Here is a 22,367-nt window from a genome sequence, read left to right as displayed (position 1 = left end):
AGAGCGAAATGTTCTGAAATTTCTTGCATTTTAAAGAGGCATTTGTTAGAATAAGACAAGCAGGAAACATCCGGCGGCTATAATGCGGCCGGATCGTTTTTAACTGTATCATATTTCTGCTGCACGTTCCGGTGCAGCGTACAGGCATTTCGCAAGCAGAGTTCTATGCAGCAGTGGAATCCCTTCGAGTAGATGGACCGACTGTGTGAGATATCCGTTGGTCAGAAGCAAGCAGTGAGGTGGATGATCGTATCCGCTTTCAATTAAGACATAATCTGGTGCTGGTCACTGCGTGAACAGAGATCAGGCTCCTTCACGATCTGCGTCGGCTTTTTCATGCAGAAAATCTGCCCTGCCGGCTTTTTTTCTCATACAGAAGAGTAGCATGTATTCATAAAGACATGAACATAGCCCGTCTGCAAAACGGGAATCCGTTCCGGCATGACTGTTCTCCGCCAGGCCGAAAAAGCTGTATTTACATAAAACAGCCCAATTCCTCAAAAAGCAGGATATCCGCAATATGTGCGAAATCCTGCTTTTTGTCATGTAATACTCTGGTATGTGCCATTAAGACGTGGAAAAATATTTCAGCGTCTTTTATATTTGCCGGGGGTGATCCCCTTGTACTTTTTGAAGGTACGGATAAAGTAGCTCAGATCATTAAAGCCATTCCGATAGGCAATCTCCGTGATGGAATCATCGGTGGTAGCCAGCTGGCAGCAGGCCTGCTCGATCCTCTGGCGGTTGAGGTAATCCATTGGTGTCTGATGCGTCATCTCGGAAAAGAACCGGCAGAAATATTTGGGAGACATGGAAACCGAAGCGGATAGCTCCTGCAGGGTAATGGGGCTGGCATAGTTCTTTTCAATAAATTCCACGACCTGCTTCAGCTGGACAATGCGCTTGTAATCTCGTCTGGTTTTCCGCAGGCTTTCCAGGTAGTAATGATTACCAAAAACCAATCCGAAAAAGTGGTAAAATTGTCCAAACACAACCAGCTCATATCCTGGCTTTCTCTGCCAGAAAGAATCAAAAAGAGAGTTCACTGCTCTCTGGATATCAGGCTGCTTTTCAGTGAAATGGTGATAGATCAGAAGCTCCTGGTGGCTGATCTTCTGCATATATTCTGTGCAGATGGAATTAAATTTCAGAAACATGTTCATATCAAAAACAATGCACTGATAGATACAATCCTGAGGAATTCCGGAATGCAGAACTCCACTATTGACAAAAATCACATCTCCGGCTTTTGCTGTAAAACTTTTTTCGTCTAAAGTGACGGTGAGAGTGCCCTGTAATACACGCATGATTTCACATTCTACATGCCAGTGGTAGGACATGACATAGCGTGGATGGCTGCTGTCAATGTGGTGGAATTCAAAAGGAAATTCATAGGTACCTCGAAGTCTGTCCTCATTTCTTCCAAGATCGTGCAAAATACAACCCTTCTTTCTTAAATTTTTATAGTTTTTTTAGGAACTCATATGAAAAAGTGAATATTGTACTGTTTTTTGCTATTATAACACAAGTAATTTAAAAGATGCAATCGTATAATAAAAGCATAGTTCGGACAGGAGTTGTCAGAACGTGAAAAAACTGTAAGTTATAATAGTGAATATAAATTTAGGAGGTAATTGTTACTATGGCAAAGAGCAGATTAGTAGGCAGCTATCCGGTTATCGGTATCAGACCAACCATCGACGGACGTAGAGGAGCCCTCGATGTAAGAGGATCTCTGGAAGATCAGACTATGAACATGGCCAAATCCGCAGCAAAGCTTTTCGAGGAGAACCTGAAATATTCAAATGGTGAGCCTGTAAAAGTTGTTATTGCTGATACCACCATCGGACGTGTTGGTGAGAGCGCTGCATGTGCGGATAAATTCCGTAAAGAGGGTGTAGATATCACTCTTACAGTTACACCATGCTGGTGCTACGGAGCTGAGACCATGGATATGGATCCACAGACCATCAAGGCTGTATGGGGATTCAACGGAACAGAGAGACCTGGTGCTGTATATCTGGCATCCGTTCTTGCTACACATGCACAGAAGGGTCTTCCGGCATTCGGTATCTACGGACATGACGTTCAGGAAGCTGACGACACATCCATTCCAGAAGACGTTAAAGAGAAACTGTTAAGATTCGGCCGTGCAGCAGTTGCAGCTGCATCCATGAGAGGTAAATCCTACCTGCAGATTGGTTCTGTAACAATGGGTATCGGCGGATCTATCATCGATTCTGATTTCATCGAGTCCTATCTCGGAATGAGAGTTGAGTCTGTTGATGAGGTAGAGATCATCCGTCGTATGACAGAGGGTATCTACGATCACGAAGAGTTTGAGAAAGCTCTCAAATGGGCAAAAGAGACCTGCAAGATCGGCTGGGACAAGAACCCGGAAGAGCTTCAGTTCTCACCAGAGAAGAAAGAGGAGCAGTTCGAGTTTGTTGTTAAGATGGCAGTTATCATCAAAGAGCTGATGAACGGCTGTGATAATCTTGCTCCGGAATTCTCCGAGGAAGCAATCGGACACAATGCTCTTGCAGCTGGATTCCAGGGCCAGAGACAGTGGACAGACTTCTATCCGAACGGTGACTTCGCAGAGGCTATGCTGAACACATCCTTCGACTGGAATGGCGCTCGTGAGCCGTACATCCTTGCTACAGAGAACGATGTTCTCAACGGACTTGGAATGCTGTTCATGAAACTTCTTACAGGACGTGCTCAGATCTTCGCTGATGTTCGTACATACTGGAGCCCGGAGGCAGTTAAGAAAGCTACAGGATATGACCTTGAGGGTGTTGCCAAAGAAGCTGGCGGATTCCTTCATCTGATCAACTCCGGTGCTGCTTGCCTGGATGCTAACGGACAGGCTAAAGAGGCTGACGGAACACCAGTTATGAAACAGTGGTGGGATGTTACAGAGGCAGACCAGAAAGCGATCATGGACAATACAGAGTGGTGTATGGCCGACAACGGATACTTCCGTGGAGGCGGATACTCCAGCCGTTATGAAACACGTGCTCAGATGCCTGCAACTATGATCCGTCTGAACCTTGTAAAAGGACTTGGACCGGTTCTTCAGATCGCAGAGGGATGGACAGTAGCCCTTCCGGAAGAGGTATCTGACAAGCTCTGGAAACGTACAGACTACACATGGCCATGTACATGGTTCGCTCCAAGATGCGATGGCAAAGAGGGACCGTTCAAAACAGCTTACGATGTAATGAACAACTGGGGTGCTAACCACGGTGCGATCTCCTACGGACACATCGGTGCAGACCTGATCACAATGTGCTCTATGCTGAGAATCCCGGTATCCATGCACAACGTTCCTGAGAAGGATATCTATCGTCCGGCAGCTTGGAACGCATTCGGTATGGAAAAAGAGGGTGCAGACTTCCGCGCTTGCAAGAACTATGGACCACTTTACAAATAAATCATATTGTTAAGATAACGGAATATCAAATCCTCCGGCATGCATGTGCCGGAGGATTTTTTTGTGCCATAGTATATGGATAGTTGGGAAATATACTGTTCGGATCTACGGAAAAAAGTTATAATAGAAAAAGATATATATGAATACGGGAGGTTACGTAGATGAAATATATGCAGCTGAACAATACAGATCTGAACATCAGTCCTATCTGCCTCGGAACAGCAGGATTTGGAGATAAATCAGACCTGGAAAAAAGCTTTGAGATTCTGAACGCATTTGTACGCGCAGGTGGAAATTTTATTGATACGGCAAATGTCTATTGCAAATGGCTAAAAGGACATGGAAACTGCAGTGAGCAGATCATAGGAAAATGGCTGAAAGAGAGTGGCATGCAAGGAAAAGTTATTGTGGCAACGAAGGGCGCGCACTATTCCTTTGAGGATCCGGGCCGCAGCAGAGTGAACAAAGAAGATATCCGCATGGACCTGGATGAGAGCTGCCGCACACTGGGAAAAGATGAGATGGATTTTTACTGGCTTCACAGAGATGATCCGGAGAAACCGGCGGAGGAAATCGTGGATATTCTGGAAGAATTGAAAAAAGAAGGCCGGATCCGTTATTATGGATTTTCCAATTACCGCACAGAGAGGCTGAAAGAAATTGCTCAATGTCTGAGGGAACGAAATCTTTCAGGGATCACAGCAGTATCCAATCAGTGGAGTCTTGCAGAAATCAATCCCGGAGGAAATACAAATCCGGATCCTACACTTGTGGAGTTTTCCAGAGAAGAATATCAGTGGCACTGTGAGACAGGCGCTGCTGCCGTTCCGTTTTCTTCCACTGCAATGGGATTTTTTTCAAAACTTCAGAAAATGGGGCTTTCCTGTACAGATGCAGAGGTGGATGCATCCTGGATGCGGGAGAAGGAAACACAGATCACAGGTCTTTCAGAAAGTATGAAAAGATCCTACTGGAACGAGACAAACTTTCGCACCTATCAGAAGCTGTTAAAGTTGCAGAAAGAAACCGGCCACAGCCTGCAGGCCCTGTCTTTGGCATACTTTTTCCATCAGCCATTCCAGACTGTGCCTGTAACCGGTGTCAGCAATCCTTCACAGCTAAAAGATGTGCTGGATGCCTGTGAGATCGACCTTGCACCGGAACTGTTCGGAGGCTGGGTGAGCGCAGGAGGTGATCGATGAAACTGATCCATTTATCAGACCTTCACCTAGGAAAACGTGTCAATGAGTTTTCCATGATCGAAGATCAGAAATATATTTTGAATGAAATCCTGAGGATCATTGATGAAGAAGCACCGGATGGGATCCTTCTCGCCGGTGATCTTTATGACAGACCGGTTCCTTCGGCGGAGGCAGTGCAGCTTTTTGACCGGTTTCTTACCAGGCTTGCAAAGCGGAAGCTCCCGGTGTATGCCATCAGCGGAAATCATGACAGTGCGGAAAGGATCGCTTTCGGTTCACAGATCATGAGCAGCAGCGGGATCTGTATGTCCCCGGTATACGATGGAAAAACAGAAAAGTACTGTTTAACGGACAGCTATGGAGAAGTTTGGATCCATCTGCTTCCATTTGTGCGTCCGGCAACTGTGAGGCACGGACTGGAAGGAGAAGAAGAGGTGGATGAGATCCGTACCTACCAGGAGGCAGTGCAGGCAGCAGTTGCACATATGGAGATTGATAAACGTTATCGCAATGTATTGATCGCCCATCAGTTTGTGGTCGGTGCCATGCGCTGCGATTCTGAAGAGATCTCCGTTGGAGGTATCGACCAGGTGGAGGCAGATGTGTTCCGGGATTTTGACTATGTGGCACTTGGCCATATCCACAGTCCTCAGAATGTGGGAAGCGAGCACATCCGCTACTGCGGAACTCCTTTGAAATATTCTTTTTCCGAGGCAGGACAGCAGAAATCCGTGACAGTTGTGGAGCTTCTGGAAAAAGGAAATCTCAGGATCAGGGAGATTCCGCTGAAGCCTCTTCGGGATATGCGAAAACTGAAAGGCACATACATGGAGATCACATCACTGTCCAGTTATCAGGACACAAACACAGAGGATTATGTGCAGATCACGCTGACAGATGAAGAAGATATTGTAGATGGAATGCAGAAGCTCCGTACTGTTTATCCGAATCTGATGAGGCTGGAATATGATAACCGACGTACAAGAGAAAACCAGGAGATCGCAGGTACAGAAACGGTGAAAAGGAAATCCGAGCTGGAATATTTTGAGGAATTTTTTGAACTGCAGAATAACCAGCCCATGAATGAAGAACAGCGGAAATATTCCGAAGATCTGATCCGTAAGATCCAGGAGGTGAAACAATGAGACCGGAAAAACTGACCATCAGTGCCTTCGGGCCCTATGCAGACAAAACAGAGATTGATTTTTCAAAGCTTGGAGAGGGCGGTCTCTACCTGATCACCGGTGACACCGGAGCGGGAAAAACTACGATCTTTGATGCGATCACCTTTGCGTTATATGGAAGAGCCAGTGGAGAGGTAAGGGAATCCGCCATGTTCCGGAGTAAGTATGCAAAAGATTCCACGGAGACTTTTGTGGAGCTTGTTTTTTCCTATCAGGGGAAAATCTATCACGTGCGCCGGAGTCCGGAATATATGGCTCCGAAAAAAAGAGGCACCGGACAGACTCTTAGGAAAGCTGAGGCACAGCTGATCTATCCGGATGACCGGCAGCCGGTGACAAAGGCAAAAGATGTTACTGTGGCAGTGGAACAGCTTCTGGGACTGAGTTATGATCAGTTCACACAGATCGCAATGATCGCCCAAGGGGATTTCCAGAAATTACTTCTGGCAGGAACTACACAGAGAGGAGAGATCTTCCGACAGCTCTTTCACACAGGACTTTATCAGCAGATTCAGATGAAACTTAAGGATGCGTCAATAGCCAGATATAAGGAATATGATGAAATGCGCCGCAGTATTGCCCAGTATTTGGATGGAGTGAAAACGGAGACTGCTTCATGGCAGGAGGCAGAGGAATTTGACGAACTGAAAAAGATAAAATTCGAGGGAAAACTGGAGCGGAGTCTGGAACTTCTGAAGCAGTTTCTGGAATATGGTGAAGCACAGGAAAAAGAGCTCCGGGAAAAAGAAGACTCGCTTAATCAGGATATACGAAAATCAGAAGAGGCACAAAATCTTGTGGCTCAGAAACGAAATCTGGAGCTGAAAAAGAAAAAAGCGGAAAAAGATCTGGAAGAATTAACACCACTTCTACAGCTTGCAGTAGAAGTGGCGGAAAAATATAAAGATGCAGATCACAGATGTGAAGAGCTTGGAATCAGGATCCGTGAAAAAGAAGAAAAGCTGAAAAAATATCAGGAGCTGGAAAAGCTGAAAAAAGAGCTGGAAACAATCGAAGGAAAGCTTGAAACAGTCAGTGAAAAAAAAGAGAAGGATATTTCCGAAGAGCAGCTTTTGCAGAAAAAAGATGAGGAAGAAAAAAACGCCTTTCAATACTGGCAGATGCAGGAGAAGAACTACAAAAATACAAGTTTGAGTACGATAAACTGGACAGTGAAAAACGAAGCTATGACAGCTGTCTGCTGACGGAAGAAGAGATCAAAAAAGAACAGAAACAGATAGATGGATGGCAGGAAGAAATCATCCGGAAAGAAACGCAGCAGAAGGAAGAGCTGGAGCAGCAAAAGAAAGACAAGGCGCTGTTGGACAGCGCGGAGCTGGAACTTCAGAAGGCAGAGACGAAAAAGACAGAAGGGCTTCGGAAAAAGAAAGAATTAGAAGGACTGATTGCTCTGGTTAAGGAGTTTCAAGGGGCTTATAATGCCACGAAAGAGCAGCAGGAAAAATATAAGATTTCCATTGAAAAAGTACAAAAGCAGAGAGAAGTTTACCAGAAACTGTTTCAGAGTTTTCTGGACGCGCAGGCAGGGCTCCTGGCGCAGGAACTGAAAGAGGGTTGCCCATGCCCGGTATGTGGTTCTTTCGAGCATCCGCGTCCGGGAATACTTCCCAAAGGACAGGTTGTGGATCAGGAAATCCTGGACAGAGAGAAACAAAAACTGGACAGACTGGAGAATGACGCAAATACGCAGAGTGTGGAAGTAGGAAAACGAAAAGAACGCCAGAAAACATTATGGCATCAGATCCAGAGGGAGGCACAAGAGCTTTTACATGAGACGGAATGGAAAAAGCTGATCCCTTTGCTGAAAGAAAAACAGGACCAATGTGAAAAGCAGCTGGCAGACAGCGAGGAAGAGATTCGCATAGCAATAGAACGTAAAAAAAGAAGAACGAAACAGAAACGTGGATCGAAAAGCTGGAAACAGAGATCGTTCAGTTACAGGAAGAGAAAAATCAATGTGACAGAAAACAGGCCGGTCTTCAGACAAGAGACGTGGAAAACAAAAAGCAGCAGCAGATAACAGCAGAAGAGATCCGAAAACTGATTCAGAAAAGTCTGGTGTCAGGAAATGGAGAAGTGACGGACAACACAGCTGCAGGATTTGAAAGACAGATACAGGATATGCTCAGCTGCCTGTCAGAAAAAGTTCAGGGAAAGGAAAAAGAAGCAAAACAGAAACAGGATCTTGAGAAGCTGATCATAGAAAGAGAAAAGACTCTGAAAGAACTGGGAAGAGTTATCAATGAAGCTGTACAGGACATCGTACGTCTGGAAACAGAGAGGAAGAATAAAGCACAGAAAGTGGATGAGCTGAACGAAGAGATCGGAGAAGGTGGAAAAGAATCTCTGGAACAGGAAATAAAAACACAGAGGAAGCTGTATGAAGAGCTGAAAGAAAGCAGCAGAAGAGCTCAACAGAAATTACAGGAGATCCGGGCGGAAAAGGAAAGAATAACAGCGGTTGTAAAAAACTTTGAGGAGCAGAAAAAAGAAATCGGAGAAGTAGATGAGGATGCGCTCAGAGAGCAGTACAGCCGTTTTAGGGAAGAGAAAACACAGCTTTCGGAAAAACGAAAAGCACTTTTTTCTGTTCAGAAGGGAAATGAGGAAATATATCATAAAGTGCAGGTACGTCAGACGGAAATGACTGCGGCGGAAAAAGAATATGTCTGGATGAAAAATCTTTCGGATACAGCCAATGGAAAACTGAACGGAAAGGCAAAGATCGAGCTGGAAACTTATATCCAGATGGCATATTTTGACCGGATCCTGCGAAGAGCCAATCTCCGTCTTATGACCATGAGTAGCGGTCAGTACGAACTGAAACGCCAGGAGCAGAGCAAAAATCAGAAAGAAAAAGCAGGTCTCGATCTGAATGTCATAGATCACTATAACGGAACAGAACGAAGTGTAAAGACATTGTCCGGTGGGGAATCCTTCCAGGCATCTCTGTCCCTTGCACTGGGCCTGTCTGATGAGATCCAGGCCTGCGCAGGGGGAATCCGGCTGGATTCCATGTTTGTAGATGAAGGATTCGGATCCTTGGATGAGGAATCCCTGGAACAGGCCCTGAAAGCCCTGACAAGTCTGGCCGACGGAAAACGTCTGGTAGGAATTATCTCACATGTGTCAGAATTGAAGGAACGGATCGAAAATAAGATCATCGTCACCAAAAAATGTGGTGGGGATGGTGTGGGAAGCAGTATAAAAATTCAGTGAAAACGGCAGGAAATCTTCCGATAATCATTGGGAGTCATACCAGTTTGCTGCTTGAAAATACGGCTGAAGTAACGAAAATTGGGATATCCTACCATGTGGGATATCTCATTTACGTGATAGGAAGAAGTTTTCAGCAATTCTTTAGCTTTCTGGATACGCAGATCGGTAAGAAGATCCGTAAAATTTTTGCCGGTTGTCTGTTTGATCAGTCTGCTGATATAAGGAGTACTTCGGTTAAATTCATCGGCGATACTGTATAGGCTCAGAGGTTTTTCATAATTTGCGCGGATATATTCAATCAGCTGACTGGTCAGGTAGTTGTTTTTATTAATTTTATCAGTATTCAGAAGGCCTGCAATCTGAAACATCCAGTCCTGAAATATTTCAGTCTTTTTTTCCGGAAGTGAGGAGGTTGAAAAAAGCTCTTTCTGTGTTTTGGTGATCTGACGTACCGAATCTGACAGTTCCGTGGAAGCTGACTGAAAAAAAGAAAGAAAAAGAGTCATAAAACTATACATAAAACTGTTGAACTCATCAGGAGTTTGCCGGGTGAAAAACTGGGAGATCTCATCAAAATGCCTTTGAATCATTGTTTTGTCACCGGAAGACAGGGAATTGAGAAGAACCTGAAAATAGTTGGATTTTTCATACATGACAGCAACGGGGTTGGTTTCCAGATCACGGTAGAGCATGACAAAATGACTGGAATTTTTCAGGGTATTAAAAATTTCTACAGTCTGGCTTCGAAGCAGGGGAATTTCAGACAGATTCTCAGAGTGACTGCTGATGGCTGCGGACATGAGAACGTGATTCTTTTTAGTTCCCCATGTATGAAATTAGTTATTTTTGTAAGTTGTTTTTCATCAATGTCCGGACATAAGGAATACAAAGCGTTTCCATAAGAAAAATAAGAGCTCCCGGAATCTGTTCCTGAAGATAATGTTCGGCGATATGCGTAAAGTAATATTCTTTTTCCAGATCTTTTGAAACTGTTGTAGAACATTTGCAGTATAAAAGGTAATAGCTTTTAATATGATCCAGGCGGAGCATGGTGACTTCTTCATGAAAAGAAGAAGAAAGGGAAGTGGTGTTCCTGAAAAGTAACCGTTCAAAAAAATCTTTTTGAAGATTTCTGATATTTTCTTTTAGATAGGATTCATATTTTTTGCGCATGATCGCCTGATTTTTCCGTTCGGTGATAGTATGTATAGCTTTCAATACGGATTCTTTCAGGACGTTTTCGTCTACTGGTTTTAGGATATAATCGAAAACATGGTTTTTAATCGCTGTCTGTGCATACTTGAAATCAGAAAAACCGGTAATCAGTATTACGATCTTATCTGGAAAATTATTATGCACGAAAGAAGAAATATACAGGCCGTCTTTTCCTGGCATACGGATATCCGTAAGAATGATATCTGGTTGCTGAGAGGATATGATCTCCAGTGCTTTTGCTGCATTGTCAGAAGTAAAAATATTCTCTTTTTCTGTAAAAATCTGTGAAATATACATTTTAAGTTTTTCCAGGATGATCTTTTCATCATCAACGATCAGAATTTTCATTTTGTCAGGTCCTCCCTTTGATGTATTTGTGGAATACGGATCGTAACACACACAGAAGTACGGTCTTCCATATTTTCAAGAAGCAGTCCATAGGAATTTCCGAATTGGGACCGTAGCCGCATCTGAATATTTATAAGCCCAATGCTTTTCTGGTCGGAAAAAGAAGTTTGTGATACAGAGTGAATCTTTTCAATTACCTGGTGAGAAAACAGGGGGCCGGTGTTATAGACTTTGATCAGTACATCGTCTTTAAAAGTAAATAATTGAATAGAAAGAAAGCCATTTTCCACAGATTCACTGATACCATGTATGATAGCGTTTTCAACGACCGGCTGTATGATCAGTTTTGGGATATACAGATCTTCCATGGGATCGTTACATTCGATCAGAAAAAGAAGCCGATCCTGGAAACGCATTTTCTGAATATCCAAATATTCTCTTACGTAATTAAGATCTTCTGAAATAGGAAGAAGATCAGGGCCTTTGATGCTCATTCGCATGATATCAGCCAGTTTTGGAACGATATCTGTGATTTGCGCTGTTTTTCCAAGAGATGCCAGGCTTGAGATACAGTCCAGGGTATTGTAAAGAAAATGTGGGTTGATCTGTGCCTGAAGCGTTTTCAGCTCTGCGTTTTTTAGAAGAATCTGTTGTTCCGTGATCTTCTTTCCGGATTCCTGAAGGCGCAGGAGCATATGGTTGTATTCCTTTGTCAGCTCAGAAAATTCGTTGCTGGAAACTGTGTGGATCAGGGCGGTTTCATCGGCAACAGAAGTTTGTTTTAACTTAGTGATAAAAACCTGAAATTCCTGGGATATGGTTCTTGAAATCTGAATAACAGCGAAAACCAGTATCAAGAGAAAAAATATGGAAATAACCAGTAGCTGACGCCATACACGATTGATCGAATGAAATGCGCCGGTTGTGTTGAGAAGCCCTCCGATTTGTAAGAAATCGTTTACAGAATAGCGGATGGCATAAAAATTACTATTCCCCCTGTGGGAGTGATAATTCATATTCATGCTGGCTGTGACGGATGGGGCATAGGGGGAAGTTGTATATACCAGGTCACTATTTTGAAAAAGGGAATAATAACTATATTCAGAATCCTGATGCTCCGTGATCATATCCTCCATAAACCGGATATTGATCTCAGTCAGTAAAATACCGATCTTCTTTTCCGGTTTCTGAATGTCAAAAATATTTTTGGCAGCAGTGATGGTATAAGGTTCCTTTGGAGAATAGTAATAACAGAGAGTTCCCTTTGGTTGTTTTAGATACTCACTGAGCTGCTCCAGTTTTTGCTCCTGTTGTTCCAGGGTGGAATTATAAATAGTCTGATTGGAAATGATCCCATTATCGGTCAGAACAATATAAACCCGTTGAATTTTAGACTGAGCACCTAAAAGATATGTGGAGAAAAGGGTGTTACACTGGGACTGAACTTCTTCCGGACTGAGCTTTTTATCTGCATAGGAATGGATCAGAGACTGAATTTCTGTTCCGTAAAGCAGCAGATCAATGTTGGAGTTCAGTGAGGAAAAATAACTGGCTGTATTTTTTGCGATAGACAGAGTATTCTCTTCATGTTCCAGAAGAATATTGTTACGGGATTCTTTTACATAAATCATATAAAAAGAAGATAATAAAATGATATAACTGAGAATCACAACTGGAAGAACGATGACAAGAATTCGAAATTTTATAGAGTGTTCTTTAAATTTTGCAGTAATAGAAAACAATTCTTACCCCTCCTTTCGGTATTATTATATAATGATGAGTAAAAAAACCAATACATATTATGAAAAGTGACACATAATGTCAAGAAGTGTGCACTGTTTTGATATTAAAAATTATAATATAATGAGTTCATCAAAAAAGAACGGAGGGTTTACAAATGAAGAGAAGAAAGGTGACAGCGTGCGCAATGGCAGCGCTCATGGCAATGGGGCTTGTTGGAACAGTGATGCCGGTTTACGCAAAAAGTAATCTGAAAAATGTAGACGATGTAGTTGAGATCAAGATGGCAGTGTGGACTTCCGGAGCTGCGGATATTTACAATAAAGCAGCGGAAGGGTTTAATCAGACTCATGATAATATAAAATTATCTGTGGAGATGCAGTCCGGAGATTATAACCAGTATCTTGGAGCAAAGACAGCGGCAAAAGATCTGCCGGATCTTTTTGAAGTAAGTTCTTATTCTCAGGTATATGATTTTGCACAGAACGGGCTGCTGGCAGACGTAAGCGATCATGAGTTTGTGGACAAACTTTATGACAATGCAAAAGAAGCAGTTACTTATGATGGCAAAGTGTGGGGATTTCCACAGATGTATGAATGGTGGGGTGTACTTTATAATAAAGATCTTTTTAAAAAAGCAGGAATTGAAAAAGTGCCGGAAACTTTTGATGAGATGAAAGCAGTCTGTGAAAAACTTCAGGCTGCGAATATTACACCATTTACCGCTATTTATAAAGATAACTGGACAGTAAGTCAGGAATTCTGCTCCTTATTCGGAGGAGTACTTGGTGGAAAAGATAAGATCGACAGCTGGCTGGATTCCATGAATAAGGGAGAAGGGAGCTTTAAGGTGGATGGCGTAGACAGAGTCTTTGATTTTATGGATCTTATGAAAGAAAATTCCGGACAGAATTATATGGATTCGGATGCGGCCACAGGATTTTATGCATTTGCAAACCAGGAAGCAGCAATGATCTTTCTTTCAGATGCGGCAACGATTTCTGTAGGAAGTGTAACACAGGATCTTCCCATCGGATTTTTTGCAGTTCCAGTAAGTGATAACGCAGATGATGCAGAAGTTGTGGCATGTGCAACAGATGCGATCGTGGCCAACGCAAACGGGGAACACTTGGATGAAGCCCTGGAAGTGCTTGATTATATCGGAGATGGCGGGGACTGGCTGAAAACAGTGACCAACAGCTACGGCGGCTTTATGGCTTGCATGGACATTGAAGCAGATGATGAAATTGCAAGTAAGGATTATTATAAAGATCTGAAAGCGTATATGGATGCAGGAAAGGTCAGAAGTACTTTGTGGAATCAGCTTCCAAGCGGAGCAAGCGATGTTCTGGGCGATGATGTTCAGGGATATTTTGCAGGAATAACCGATGAAGATCAGACACTGGATGCTCTTGATGAAGGATTTAAAAAGCTTGCAGAAGAATAAACACACAGGAAAACAGGCGGACTTTTAAAAGTCCGCCTGCTATATACGGGGGTAGGAAACATGTCGGACATTTTATACAGAAAACAGAAAAATATTATTTCCTTCTTGTGCTGCCGGCACTGTGTATTTATACTTTTGCGCTGGCAGGACCGTTAATTTTTGGAACGATCCCGAATTCGTTTTTCAGTTGGAATCTGATCAAAGGAACGCATAACTGGATCGGAATAAAAAACTTTGTCGATTTGGTTCATGATAGAGATTTTATACAATCTATGTTTTTGACGTTTAAACTTGCAGTGGTTACGATTGTTCTGACCAATGTACTGGCTTTTTTTATAGCTCTGGCGTTGAATACACATATTTTCGGTAAGCCAGTGATCCGGGCGTTCTTTTTTATTCCGAATATTATCAGTGGAGTTATGATCGCCCTGGCGTGGACATTTATTTTTCAGAAAGTAACGCCAATAATTGGAGAACTTTTACATTCGGAAGCAGTAACAGGGTTTAGCTGGTTCGGGAGTTCAACGGCAGCATTTGCGGCGGTATCAGTGGTTACCGTGTGGCAGGGCCTGGGATTTTTGATGATCCTTTACATCACAGGTTTGCAGTCGATTCCTCTTGATGTGATGGAAGCGGCATGCATTGACGGATGTGTGGGACTGAATCGTATTATAAAAATCCAGCTTCCGCTTCTGATGCCAACGATTACGATCAATCTGTTTGTATCTATTGCAAATGCATTTAAAGCATTTGATATTAACTACGCTTTAACCGGCGGCGGACCTTCAAAAACAACACAGACGATCGCCATGAATATTTATGATGACGCATTTGGAACTTTTAATATGGGGTATGGCTGTGCGAAATCGGTGATCCTGTTTTTGATCATAGCAGCAATTTCCTTGATTCAGCTTAATATTACTAGAAAAAGAGAGGTGCAGTCATAATGACATGGAAAAAGAAAATTGCAGGTACCGCAGCAATGTTTATATTAGGCTTTATTTTTATTTTACCGGTATTGTGGATCGTTATGAATTCAATTAAAACAAGTCCGGAAATTGCGGCTGATTTTCTGGCATTACCAAAGTCTTTATATCTTGATAATTTTAAAAATGCCATGGAAAGCATGAATTTTTTAGTTGCATTAAAAAATTCTGTTGTGATTACATTGGGAGCTATGCTGGGAGGGCTGTTCGTATCGTTTGCCGGTGCTTTCGGAATCTCACATCTTCGTGGGAAAATCTCACAGAATCTGTATCTGTATTTTGTTTTCGGACAGATCGTGCCGTTTCATGCAGTTATGATTCCTATTTCTGTACTTGCTACAAATACCAATCTTACCAATTCCCTTGGAGGAATTATCATTCTTGATATTGGATTCTTCTGTGCGTTTGGAATTCTGACGTTTACGGGATTTTTGAAAAATGTACCTCGGGAGCTGGAAGAAGCAGCCGCAATAGATGGATGTGGAGTTTTTCGAATTATGACGCAGATCGTATTTCCACTTGTTAAACCAGCAACGGTTACCATTGGTGTATTGTTTTTATGTGGTCCTGGAATGACTTTCTGCTTCCCAGTATTCTCATTGGAGACAGTGAACTGAGACCGCTGACGGTAAATCTTTTCATGTTCAGAAGTGCTACCAGCACACAGTGGAATCTGTTTATTGCAGGACTTACCTTGTGTATTATTCCCACAATTATCCTTTACATCTGTGCACAAAAATATATTACAAGCGGACTGACAATGGGAGCTGTAAAATAAAGGAGGAATGAAGATGCAGTTATTCAGGATCATTCCGTTGGAAAAAGATCTGTGGGCGATCAATGAAATAGATAAGACGGTTATGTATGTGATAAATGGAACAGAAAGAGCTCTTCTTCTGGATACGGGACTGGGACTTACCGATTTAAAAGAAGAAGTTTTGAAACTTTGTGGAGAAAAATCTCTGATTGTTGTAAATACTCATGCTCATGTGGATCATAATTCAGGAAATTATCAATTTGAAGAAGTATGTGTGGGAAGGTATGACGAACCTTTTTCCCATCAGATCGTAGACCAGGAGCTGAGAGAAATGTCTGAGCTCATGTTCTTTGAAATTCCTGAAAAAGAGGGATTTTCGTTTGAAATGTGGAATCCCGGACCGGCAAGAAAAATCTGTACAGTCAGGGATGGGGATATCTTTGATCTGGGAGATAAAAACTTAAAGTTCTGGAAGTTCCCAGTCATACCCTGGGGTGTATTGCATTGTTTGAGGAGAAGAAAGGATGGCTTTTTACAGGAGATATCATGCTCACCTGGGAAGTGTGGGGACATTTGAATCCTGGAAAAAGTCCGCTTGCCCCATCTGCTTCTTTGCGTGTATACTATGAAAGCCTTTTAAAATTGAAGAAAATCAGAAAAAAGTAAGCAGCGTTTTTCCTGCTCATGTCTGCGAAAAAGAAAAAGACTGTTATAAAAAGTATGCGTTATCTCCAGAAATTATAAATATATATTGTGACGGAATTGAGAAAATATTTTCAGGAGAACAGAAAGGTGAACCTTATTTTCATATGGTCGAAAACGGAAGTGTTGTGAAATTTACAACAGGTGGTATTGTCTATCAGAAAGATAGGATGAATTAAATAGGAAAATATCGGCAAGTTGATTGATTATAGATTCCCTCAAAAAAATCCCCTGTACGGTTCGGCGTTTGTACGTAGATCCGGCACAGGGGATTTTGGTGTTTATAAGATCAGACTTTCTGATATTCTTTCTTTTTCTCAGCCTTGGCTTCGCAGGTAAGCTCAACACCAAGCTTACGGAAGCTGATCACATCCACATCGGAAAGCATTACGGAAGTATGAGCCTGGCATCTACGGAGATTCGGGATCTGTTCCAGGGCAAGGCGTGCGGCATCGCTGGTTGCGGCACTCATGGAAAGGGCGATCAGAATCTCATCAATGTGAAGACGTGGATTTTTGCTTCCAAGATATTTGGTCTTCAGCTGCTGGATCGGATGGATGGCATCCGGAGAGATTACATGAAGCTCGTGATCGATTCCTGCCAGCTCTTTCAGGGCATTGAGAAGAAGAGCAGCGGATGCGCCGAGAAGATCGGAGGTTTTTCCGCATACGATCTTTCCGTCAGGAAGTTCCATAGCGGCGGCAGGGCCATTGGTTGCTTTTTCTTTTTCGAGGGCAGCCGGAACAACCTTACGGTCCGTGATCTCTGCATGAGCCTGCTGGAGAAGAAGCTCGATCTTACGTACCTCATTCTCTGTGCCGGAGCCGGAAACCAGAGCGTTCATGCTCTTATAATAACGGCGGATGATCTCCTGGCGGGAAGCCTCCTGGCATACTTCATCGTCAACGATGCAGTTACCTGCCATGTTGACACCCATATCTGTCGGAGATTTATAAGGGCAGCTGCCCATGATCTTCTCAAACATGGCCTGTACAACAGGGAAAACTTCTACGTCACGGTTGTAGTTGACGGTAGTTTTGCCGTAAGCCTCCAGATGGAACGGGTCGATCATGTTGACATCGTTCAGATCCGCAGTGGCAGCTTCGTAGGCAAGGTTTACCGGATGTTTCAGAGGAAGATTCCAGATCGGGAAGGTCTCAAATTTTGCATAGCCGGCTTTTACTCCTCGTTTGTATTCGTGGTAAAGCTGGGAAAGGCAGGTTGCCATCTTTCCACTTCCTGGTCCCGGTGCTGTGATCACGACCAGAGGTCTGGTAGTTTCAATATAATCATTCTTTCCATAACCCTCGTCACTTACAATAAAGGAAGTGTTGCTTGGATAGCCGGGGATCAGGTAAAGCTTGTAGACACGGATTCCCAGTTTCTCCAGACGTTTTTTGAAGAGATCGGCACTTTCCTGGCCGGAGTACTGTGTGATGCATACGCTTCCCACATACAGGCCACGGCTTGAAAACTCATCCATAAGACGGAGTACATCTTCGTCATAGGTGATTCCAAGATCGCCACGTATTTTATTCTTGTCAATGTCATTGGCACTGATAACAATAACGATCTCCGCCTGATCAGAAAGCTGCATCAGCATGCGGAGCTTGCTGTCCGGTTCAAAACCCGGAAGAACACGGGATGCATGGTAGTCGTCAAACAGTTTGCCGCCGAATTCAAGATAAAGCTTGTTGCCGAACTGACCGATTCTTTCACGGATGTGTTCTGACTGCATTTTCAGATATTTGTCATTATCAAAACCTATTTTCATTTGTCTGATTTCCTCTCCTCTTTAATTTTCCAATTCACTGGGAACAGTATACTACAACTTTACGTTCACTGGCAATATCCAATGCGGTGTTTTTTCGATGGTATTTTTGTAATCTCGCAGTTGATTTATATGGTTTTTCTCTTTATAATAAAGAAATGACAAGAGGAGGAAAAAAATGAATAATCAACTGAATAATGATCAGGACGGGAAGCGACCTGACAACAAAGATCCCAGGCAGGGATCAGGTAAAAATCATCAGTCGATTCTGGCTTTTCTGATATGCCTCCTGGTCACACTGGTGTGCTTCGCGTTGTTTACCAATATGCTGAAGGATAACAGCAGTGAGATCTCCTATGATAAATTTATCGATATGGTGGATAAGGACCAGGTTAAGGAAGTAACGATCCAGTCCAGTACATTGACGATCGTACCCAAGAAAAAGAATTCCAAGTACGAGGATATGAGCTATTACACCACGAAGACCGAAGACAGTACAGCACTTACCAAGAGACTGGAAGGAAAGGGAATCAAGTTTGAGACCGATCCGCCGGATGTTTTTGGTGAATTTGTTGCAATGATCCTGAGCGTGGTTCTGCCGACACTGCTTCTGTTCGGACTTCTGATGTTCTCCATGCGCCGCATGAACAAAGGCGGCGGGATCATGGGCATGGGCGTAGGCAAGAGCAAAGCCAAGGCATATGTGCAGCAGGAAACGGGCGTTTCCTTTAAGGATGTGGCAGGTCAGGATGAAGCCAAGGAATCTCTCCAGGAAGTTGTGGATTTTCTTCACAACCCCGGAAAATACACAGCCATCGGAGCCAAGCTACCTAAGGGCGCACTTCTTGTAGGCCCTCCGGGAACCGGTAAGACATTACTTGCCAAGGCAGTTGCAGGTGAAGCGCAGGTACCGTTCTTCTCTCTTTCCGGCTCGGAATTTGTGGAGATGTTTGTGGGCGTGGGTGCCTCACGTGTCCGTGACCTTTTCGAGGAAGCCAAGAAGAATGCTCCGTGTATTGTATTTATCGATGAGATCGATGCCATTGGTAAAAGCCGTGATTCCCGCTATGGCGGCGGAAATGATGAGCGTGAGCAGACATTGAACCAGCTGCTTGCGGAGATGGATGGCTTTGATACATCCAAGGGACTTCTGATCCTTGCTGCGACAAACAGACCGGAGGTTCTTGATCCGGCTCTTCTCCGTCCGGGACGTTTTGACAGACGTGTGATCGTTGACAGACCGGATCTTAAAGGAAGGGTGGATATCCTGAAGGTACATGCCAAGAACGTGCTTCTGGATGACACCGTTGATTTTGAAGCTATTGCACTTGCAACTTCCGGTGCGGTAGGCTCTGATCTTGCCAATATGATCAATGAAGCTGCGATCCTTGCAGTCAAGAAGGGACGTAAAGCTGTATCACAGAAGGACCTGGAGGAATCCGTAGAGGTAGTTCTGGTGGGAAAAGAGAAGAAGGACCGTATCTTAAGCAAACAGGAACGCCGGATCGTATCCTACCATGAAGTCGGACACGCACTGGTAAATGCACTCCAGAAGGATGCGGAGCCTGTACAGAAGATCACCATCGTACCCCGTACCATGGGAGCACTGGGTTACGTTATGCAGGTACCTGAGGAAGAAAAATATCTCAACACCAAGAAAGAGCTGGAAGCTATGCTGGTAGGCTATCTTGGCGGACGTGCTGCAGAGGAGATCGTTTTTGACACAGTCACTACAGGTGCTGCCAATGATATTGAGCAGGCTACCAAGGTGGCCAGAGCCATGATCACACAGTATGGTATGTCTGAGAAGTTCGGACTGATGGGACTTGCTACACAGGAGAATCAGTATCTCAGCGGAAGAGCAGTTTTAAACTGTGGTGATGATACCGCAACAGAGATCGATCATGAGGTGATGAAGCTTCTCCACCATTCCTATGAGGAAGCCAAGAGGATCCTTGGAAGTCACAGAACAGAGATGGATAAGATCGCGGAATATCTGATCCGCAAGGAAACCATTACAGGTAAAGAGTTCATGAAGATCCTCCGTGCAGTTCAGCAGGGCCTGGATATCCCGGAGAATCTGGATGATCTGGTACTTTCCGAGGATGAAAAAGAAGTGTCCAATAAACAGGACATTGAAACGATTGCAGAAAATAACGAGGCAGCAAAAAATACAGAATCGGTTCCGCTCAGACCGGAGATATCCGGACAGGAACTGACAGAGGATATACAGGCATCGGAGAAAATAGCAGGATCTGCTCAGACAACAGATGCCGATCATACAGAAACAGAAGAAAAGCCGGGATCACAGGCATAAAACAGATCATAAGAAAACCGGGAGAAATCCCGGTTTTCTTATTACTGTAATGGTAAAACAGGAGAATAAAGTATGTTCATAATCGAGGAAGAATTAAAGAAGCTTCCGGCAAAACCGGGAGTTTATATCATGCATGGCGAGAAAGACGAAATCATCTATGTGGGAAAAGCCATCAGCCTTAAGAATCGTGTGCGCCAGTATTTCCAGAGCAGTCGTAATAAAGGTGCCAAGATTGAACGGATGGTTACACATATTACCAGATTTGAGTACATTATTACGGATTCGGAGCTGGAAGCCCTTGTGCTGGAGTGTAATCTTATCAAGGAACATCGTCCGAAATATAATACCATGCTCAAAGATGACAAGAGCTATCCGTTTATTAAGGTGACAGTTCATGAGCCATACCCGAGAGTGCTTTTTGCCAGGAGAATGAAAAAGGACAAGGCAAAATATTTTGGTCCCTATACAAGCGGCGGAGCAGTAAAGGACGTGATCGAACTGGTGCGGAAGCTGTATCAGGTACGCTCCTGCAACCGCAGTCTTCCGAGAGATACCGGAAAGGACCGGCCCTGTCTGTACTATCATATGAAGCAGTGCAAGGCACCCTGCCAGGGATATGTCAGCCAGGAAGAATACCGGAAGAATATCAATAAGGTGATCAAATTTCTGAATGGAGATTTTCAGGACGCCATTAGTGAGCTGATGGAAAAAATGCAGAAAGCTTCGGAGGAAATGCGCTACGAAGATGCTATGGAATACCGGGACCTGATCAGCAGTATCCGGAAGATCGGGGAACGTCAGAAGATCACCGGCTACGGGCAGGAGGACAGGGACATCATTGCAGTAGCCATGGATGACAGTGAAGACCTCAGGGATCAGGATGCGGTTGTCCAGGTGTTTTTTATCCGAGATGGCAGGCTGATCGGCAGAGATCATTTTTATCTCCGTGTGGCAAAGGGCGATACAAAGGCGCAGGTCCTTTCCAGCTTTCTGAAACAGTTTTATGCGGGAACGCCATTTATCCCATCTGAGATCATGCTGCAAAGTGAGATCGAAGATGCAGATATCATCGAGGAGTGGCTGTCAGGAAGAAGAAAGCAGAAGGTACACATCCGGGTCCCGAAGAAGGGAACCAAGGAAAAGCTGGTAGAACTTGCCCTAGAAAATGCCCGTATGGTACTTGCCAAGGACAGAGAACGGATCAGGCGGGAGGAAGGACGAACCATCGGAGCTGTTCACGAGGTGGAAGAATGGCTGGGTTTGAAAAATGTGGTGCGCATGGAAGCTTACGATATTTCCAATATCAGTGGCTTTGAGTCTGTGGGATCCATGGTAGTTTATGAAAAAGGCCGTCCCAAACGCAGTGATTACCGTAAGTTCAAGATCAAATGGGTACAGGGACCCAACGATTATGCCAGCATGGAAGAGGTTCTGACCCGAAGGTTCACTCATGAGAGTAACGGAGAATTTGACAGCTTTGCAAGGCTTCCGGATCTGATCCTGATGGATGGTGGAAGAGGGCAGGTAAATATCGCTCTGAAGGTGCTGAATGAGCTTGGGATAAGCATCCCGGTCTGCGGTATGGTCAAGGACGATCATCATCGGACGAGAGGCCTGTATTTCAACAATGTGGAGATCCCCATTGACACATCCGGCGAAGGCTTCCGCCTGATTACCAGGATCCAGGATGAAGCCCATCGGTTTGCCATTGAATACCATCGTTCCCTTAGGAGCAGGGAACAGGTCCATTCTATCCTGGATGATATCCCGGGGATCGGTGATACCAGGAGGAAAGCCCTTCTGCGTAAATTTAAATCTGTGGAAAATATCCGGGATGCATCGGAGGAAGAACTGGCACAGACAGAGAGCATGAATGCCAGAAGCGCCCGTCAGGTCTATGAATTTTTTCATAAATCCTGATGCTGCATTGCAGTTTCAGCAGTGATTGTGTATAATTGAAGATAAGGTGTCTCACGCCCCGGTAAAACGGCAGTGAGAATGCAAACTTTCAGCGAAAAG

17 protein-coding genes are annotated in these 22,367 nt (G+C 43.9%); 12 read left to right on the top strand and 5 right to left on the bottom strand.

All coding sequences use genetic code 11. The features are described 5' to 3' along the window. Window positions 1-587 precede the first annotated feature (587 nt). Window positions 588-1,436: an AraC family transcriptional regulator gene (locus CK1_RS08970; RefSeq protein WP_118368604.1), complete on the bottom strand. Its 849-nt coding sequence runs from the start codon at window positions 1,434-1,436 to the stop codon at window positions 588-590. 206 nt (window positions 1,437-1,642) lie between these two features. Between CK1_RS08970 and CK1_RS08965 the strand changes: the two genes are divergently transcribed. The 6 genes from CK1_RS08965 (at window position 1,643) to CK1_RS08940 (ending at window position 9,065) form a co-directional block, all read left to right on the top strand. Then, complete coding sequence (locus tag CK1_RS08965) at window positions 1,643-3,439, top strand: L-fucose isomerase (protein ID WP_015525941.1); 1,797 nt, start codon at window positions 1,643-1,645, stop codon at window positions 3,437-3,439. Window positions 3,440-3,600: 161 nt separating this feature from the next. Next, window positions 3,601-4,641 (top strand): aldo/keto reductase, encoded by a 1,041-nt coding sequence (locus CK1_RS08960; protein WP_015525940.1) that lies wholly within the window; start codon window positions 3,601-3,603, stop codon window positions 4,639-4,641. Beyond that, a complete protein-coding gene (locus CK1_RS08955; RefSeq protein WP_015525939.1) occupies window positions 4,638-5,786 on the top strand; it encodes an exonuclease SbcCD subunit D in 1,149 nt (382 codons plus the stop codon). The genes CK1_RS08960 and CK1_RS08955 overlap by 4 nt, the downstream gene beginning before the upstream one ends. Continuing rightward, entirely contained in the window at window positions 5,783-7,030 is a 1,248-nt protein-coding gene (locus CK1_RS08950; protein WP_015525938.1) for an AAA family ATPase, read from the top strand. The genes CK1_RS08955 and CK1_RS08950 overlap by 4 nt, the downstream gene beginning before the upstream one ends. A gap of 116 nt (window positions 7,031-7,146) precedes the next feature. After that, window positions 7,147-7,866: a hypothetical protein gene (locus CK1_RS08945; RefSeq protein WP_306288852.1), complete on the top strand. Its 720-nt coding sequence runs from the start codon at window positions 7,147-7,149 to the stop codon at window positions 7,864-7,866. Then, window positions 7,839-9,065 carry an SbcC/MukB-like Walker B domain-containing protein gene (locus CK1_RS08940; RefSeq protein ID WP_306288851.1) on the top strand — a complete coding sequence of 409 codons (1,227 nt, stop codon included), beginning with the start codon at window positions 7,839-7,841 and terminating at the stop codon, window positions 9,063-9,065. Before CK1_RS08945 ends, CK1_RS08940 begins: the two co-directional genes overlap by 28 nt. Here CK1_RS08940 and CK1_RS08935 read toward each other — a convergent pair. The 3 genes from CK1_RS08935 to CK1_RS08925 are packed head-to-tail and all read right to left on the bottom strand — an operon-like array spanning window position 9,059 to window position 12,370. Then, window positions 9,059-9,865, bottom strand: coding sequence for a helix-turn-helix domain-containing protein (locus CK1_RS08935; protein WP_015525937.1), 807 nt, complete (start codon window positions 9,863-9,865; stop codon window positions 9,059-9,061). The genes CK1_RS08940 and CK1_RS08935 overlap by 7 nt on opposite strands. Window positions 9,866-9,905: 40 nt before the next feature. Then, on the bottom strand, window positions 9,906-10,628 hold the full coding sequence (locus CK1_RS08930; RefSeq protein ID WP_015525936.1) for a response regulator: 723 nt from the start codon (window positions 10,626-10,628) through the stop codon (window positions 9,906-9,908). Then, on the bottom strand, window positions 10,625-12,370 hold the full coding sequence (locus CK1_RS08925; protein WP_092070120.1) for a sensor histidine kinase: 1,746 nt from the start codon (window positions 12,368-12,370) through the stop codon (window positions 10,625-10,627). The genes CK1_RS08930 and CK1_RS08925 overlap by 4 nt, the downstream gene beginning before the upstream one ends. A gap of 155 nt (window positions 12,371-12,525) precedes the next feature. Here CK1_RS08925 and CK1_RS08920 point away from each other — a divergent pair, with 155 nt between their 5' ends. The 4 genes from CK1_RS08920 to CK1_RS08905 all read left to right on the top strand — a co-directional run bounded on the left by CK1_RS08920 (window position 12,526) and on the right by CK1_RS08905 (window position 16,135). Further along, window positions 12,526-13,815 (top strand): ABC transporter substrate-binding protein, encoded by a 1,290-nt coding sequence (locus CK1_RS08920; protein ID WP_015525935.1) that lies wholly within the window; start codon window positions 12,526-12,528, stop codon window positions 13,813-13,815. Window positions 13,816-14,087: 272 nt separating this feature from the next. Beyond that, a complete protein-coding gene (locus CK1_RS08915) occupies window positions 14,088-14,762 on the top strand; it encodes a carbohydrate ABC transporter permease (RefSeq protein WP_279031806.1) in 675 nt (224 codons plus the stop codon). Next, a complete protein-coding gene (locus CK1_RS08910; RefSeq protein WP_015525934.1) occupies window positions 14,762-15,418 on the top strand; it encodes a carbohydrate ABC transporter permease in 657 nt (218 codons plus the stop codon). Before CK1_RS08915 ends, CK1_RS08910 begins: the two co-directional genes overlap by 1 nt. A 198-nt stretch (window positions 15,419-15,616) precedes the next feature. Continuing rightward, a complete protein-coding gene (locus CK1_RS08905; protein WP_306288850.1) occupies window positions 15,617-16,135 on the top strand; it encodes an MBL fold metallo-hydrolase in 519 nt (172 codons plus the stop codon). A gap of 414 nt (window positions 16,136-16,549) precedes the next feature. Here the strand turns inward: CK1_RS08905 and CK1_RS08900 are convergent, their stop codons facing one another. Then, the gene (locus CK1_RS08900) at window positions 16,550-18,034 is read right to left on the bottom strand and encodes a DUF1846 domain-containing protein (protein ID WP_015525931.1); all 1,485 of its coding nucleotides are present in this window, start codon (window positions 18,032-18,034) and stop codon (window positions 16,550-16,552) included. A gap of 175 nt (window positions 18,035-18,209) precedes the next feature. Between CK1_RS08900 and ftsH the strand changes: the two genes are divergently transcribed. Then, the gene (gene ftsH, locus CK1_RS08895) at window positions 18,210-20,348 is read left to right on the top strand and encodes an ATP-dependent zinc metalloprotease FtsH (protein ID WP_015525930.1); all 2,139 of its coding nucleotides are present in this window, start codon (window positions 18,210-18,212) and stop codon (window positions 20,346-20,348) included. A gap of 72 nt (window positions 20,349-20,420) precedes the next feature. Beyond that, complete coding sequence (gene uvrC / locus CK1_RS08890; RefSeq protein ID WP_015525929.1) at window positions 20,421-22,268, top strand: excinuclease ABC subunit UvrC; 1,848 nt, start codon at window positions 20,421-20,423, stop codon at window positions 22,266-22,268. Window positions 22,269-22,367: the final 99 nt, after the last annotated feature.

Origin of the sequence: Ruminococcus sp. SR1/5, assembly GCF_000209835.1 — a bacterium.
GTDB classification, from domain to species: Bacteria; Bacillota; Clostridia; order Lachnospirales; family Lachnospiraceae; genus Blautia_A; species Blautia_A fusiformis.
The sequence above is the reverse complement of the archived record's forward strand: the minus strand, read 5'-3'. Positions and strand labels throughout refer to the sequence as shown.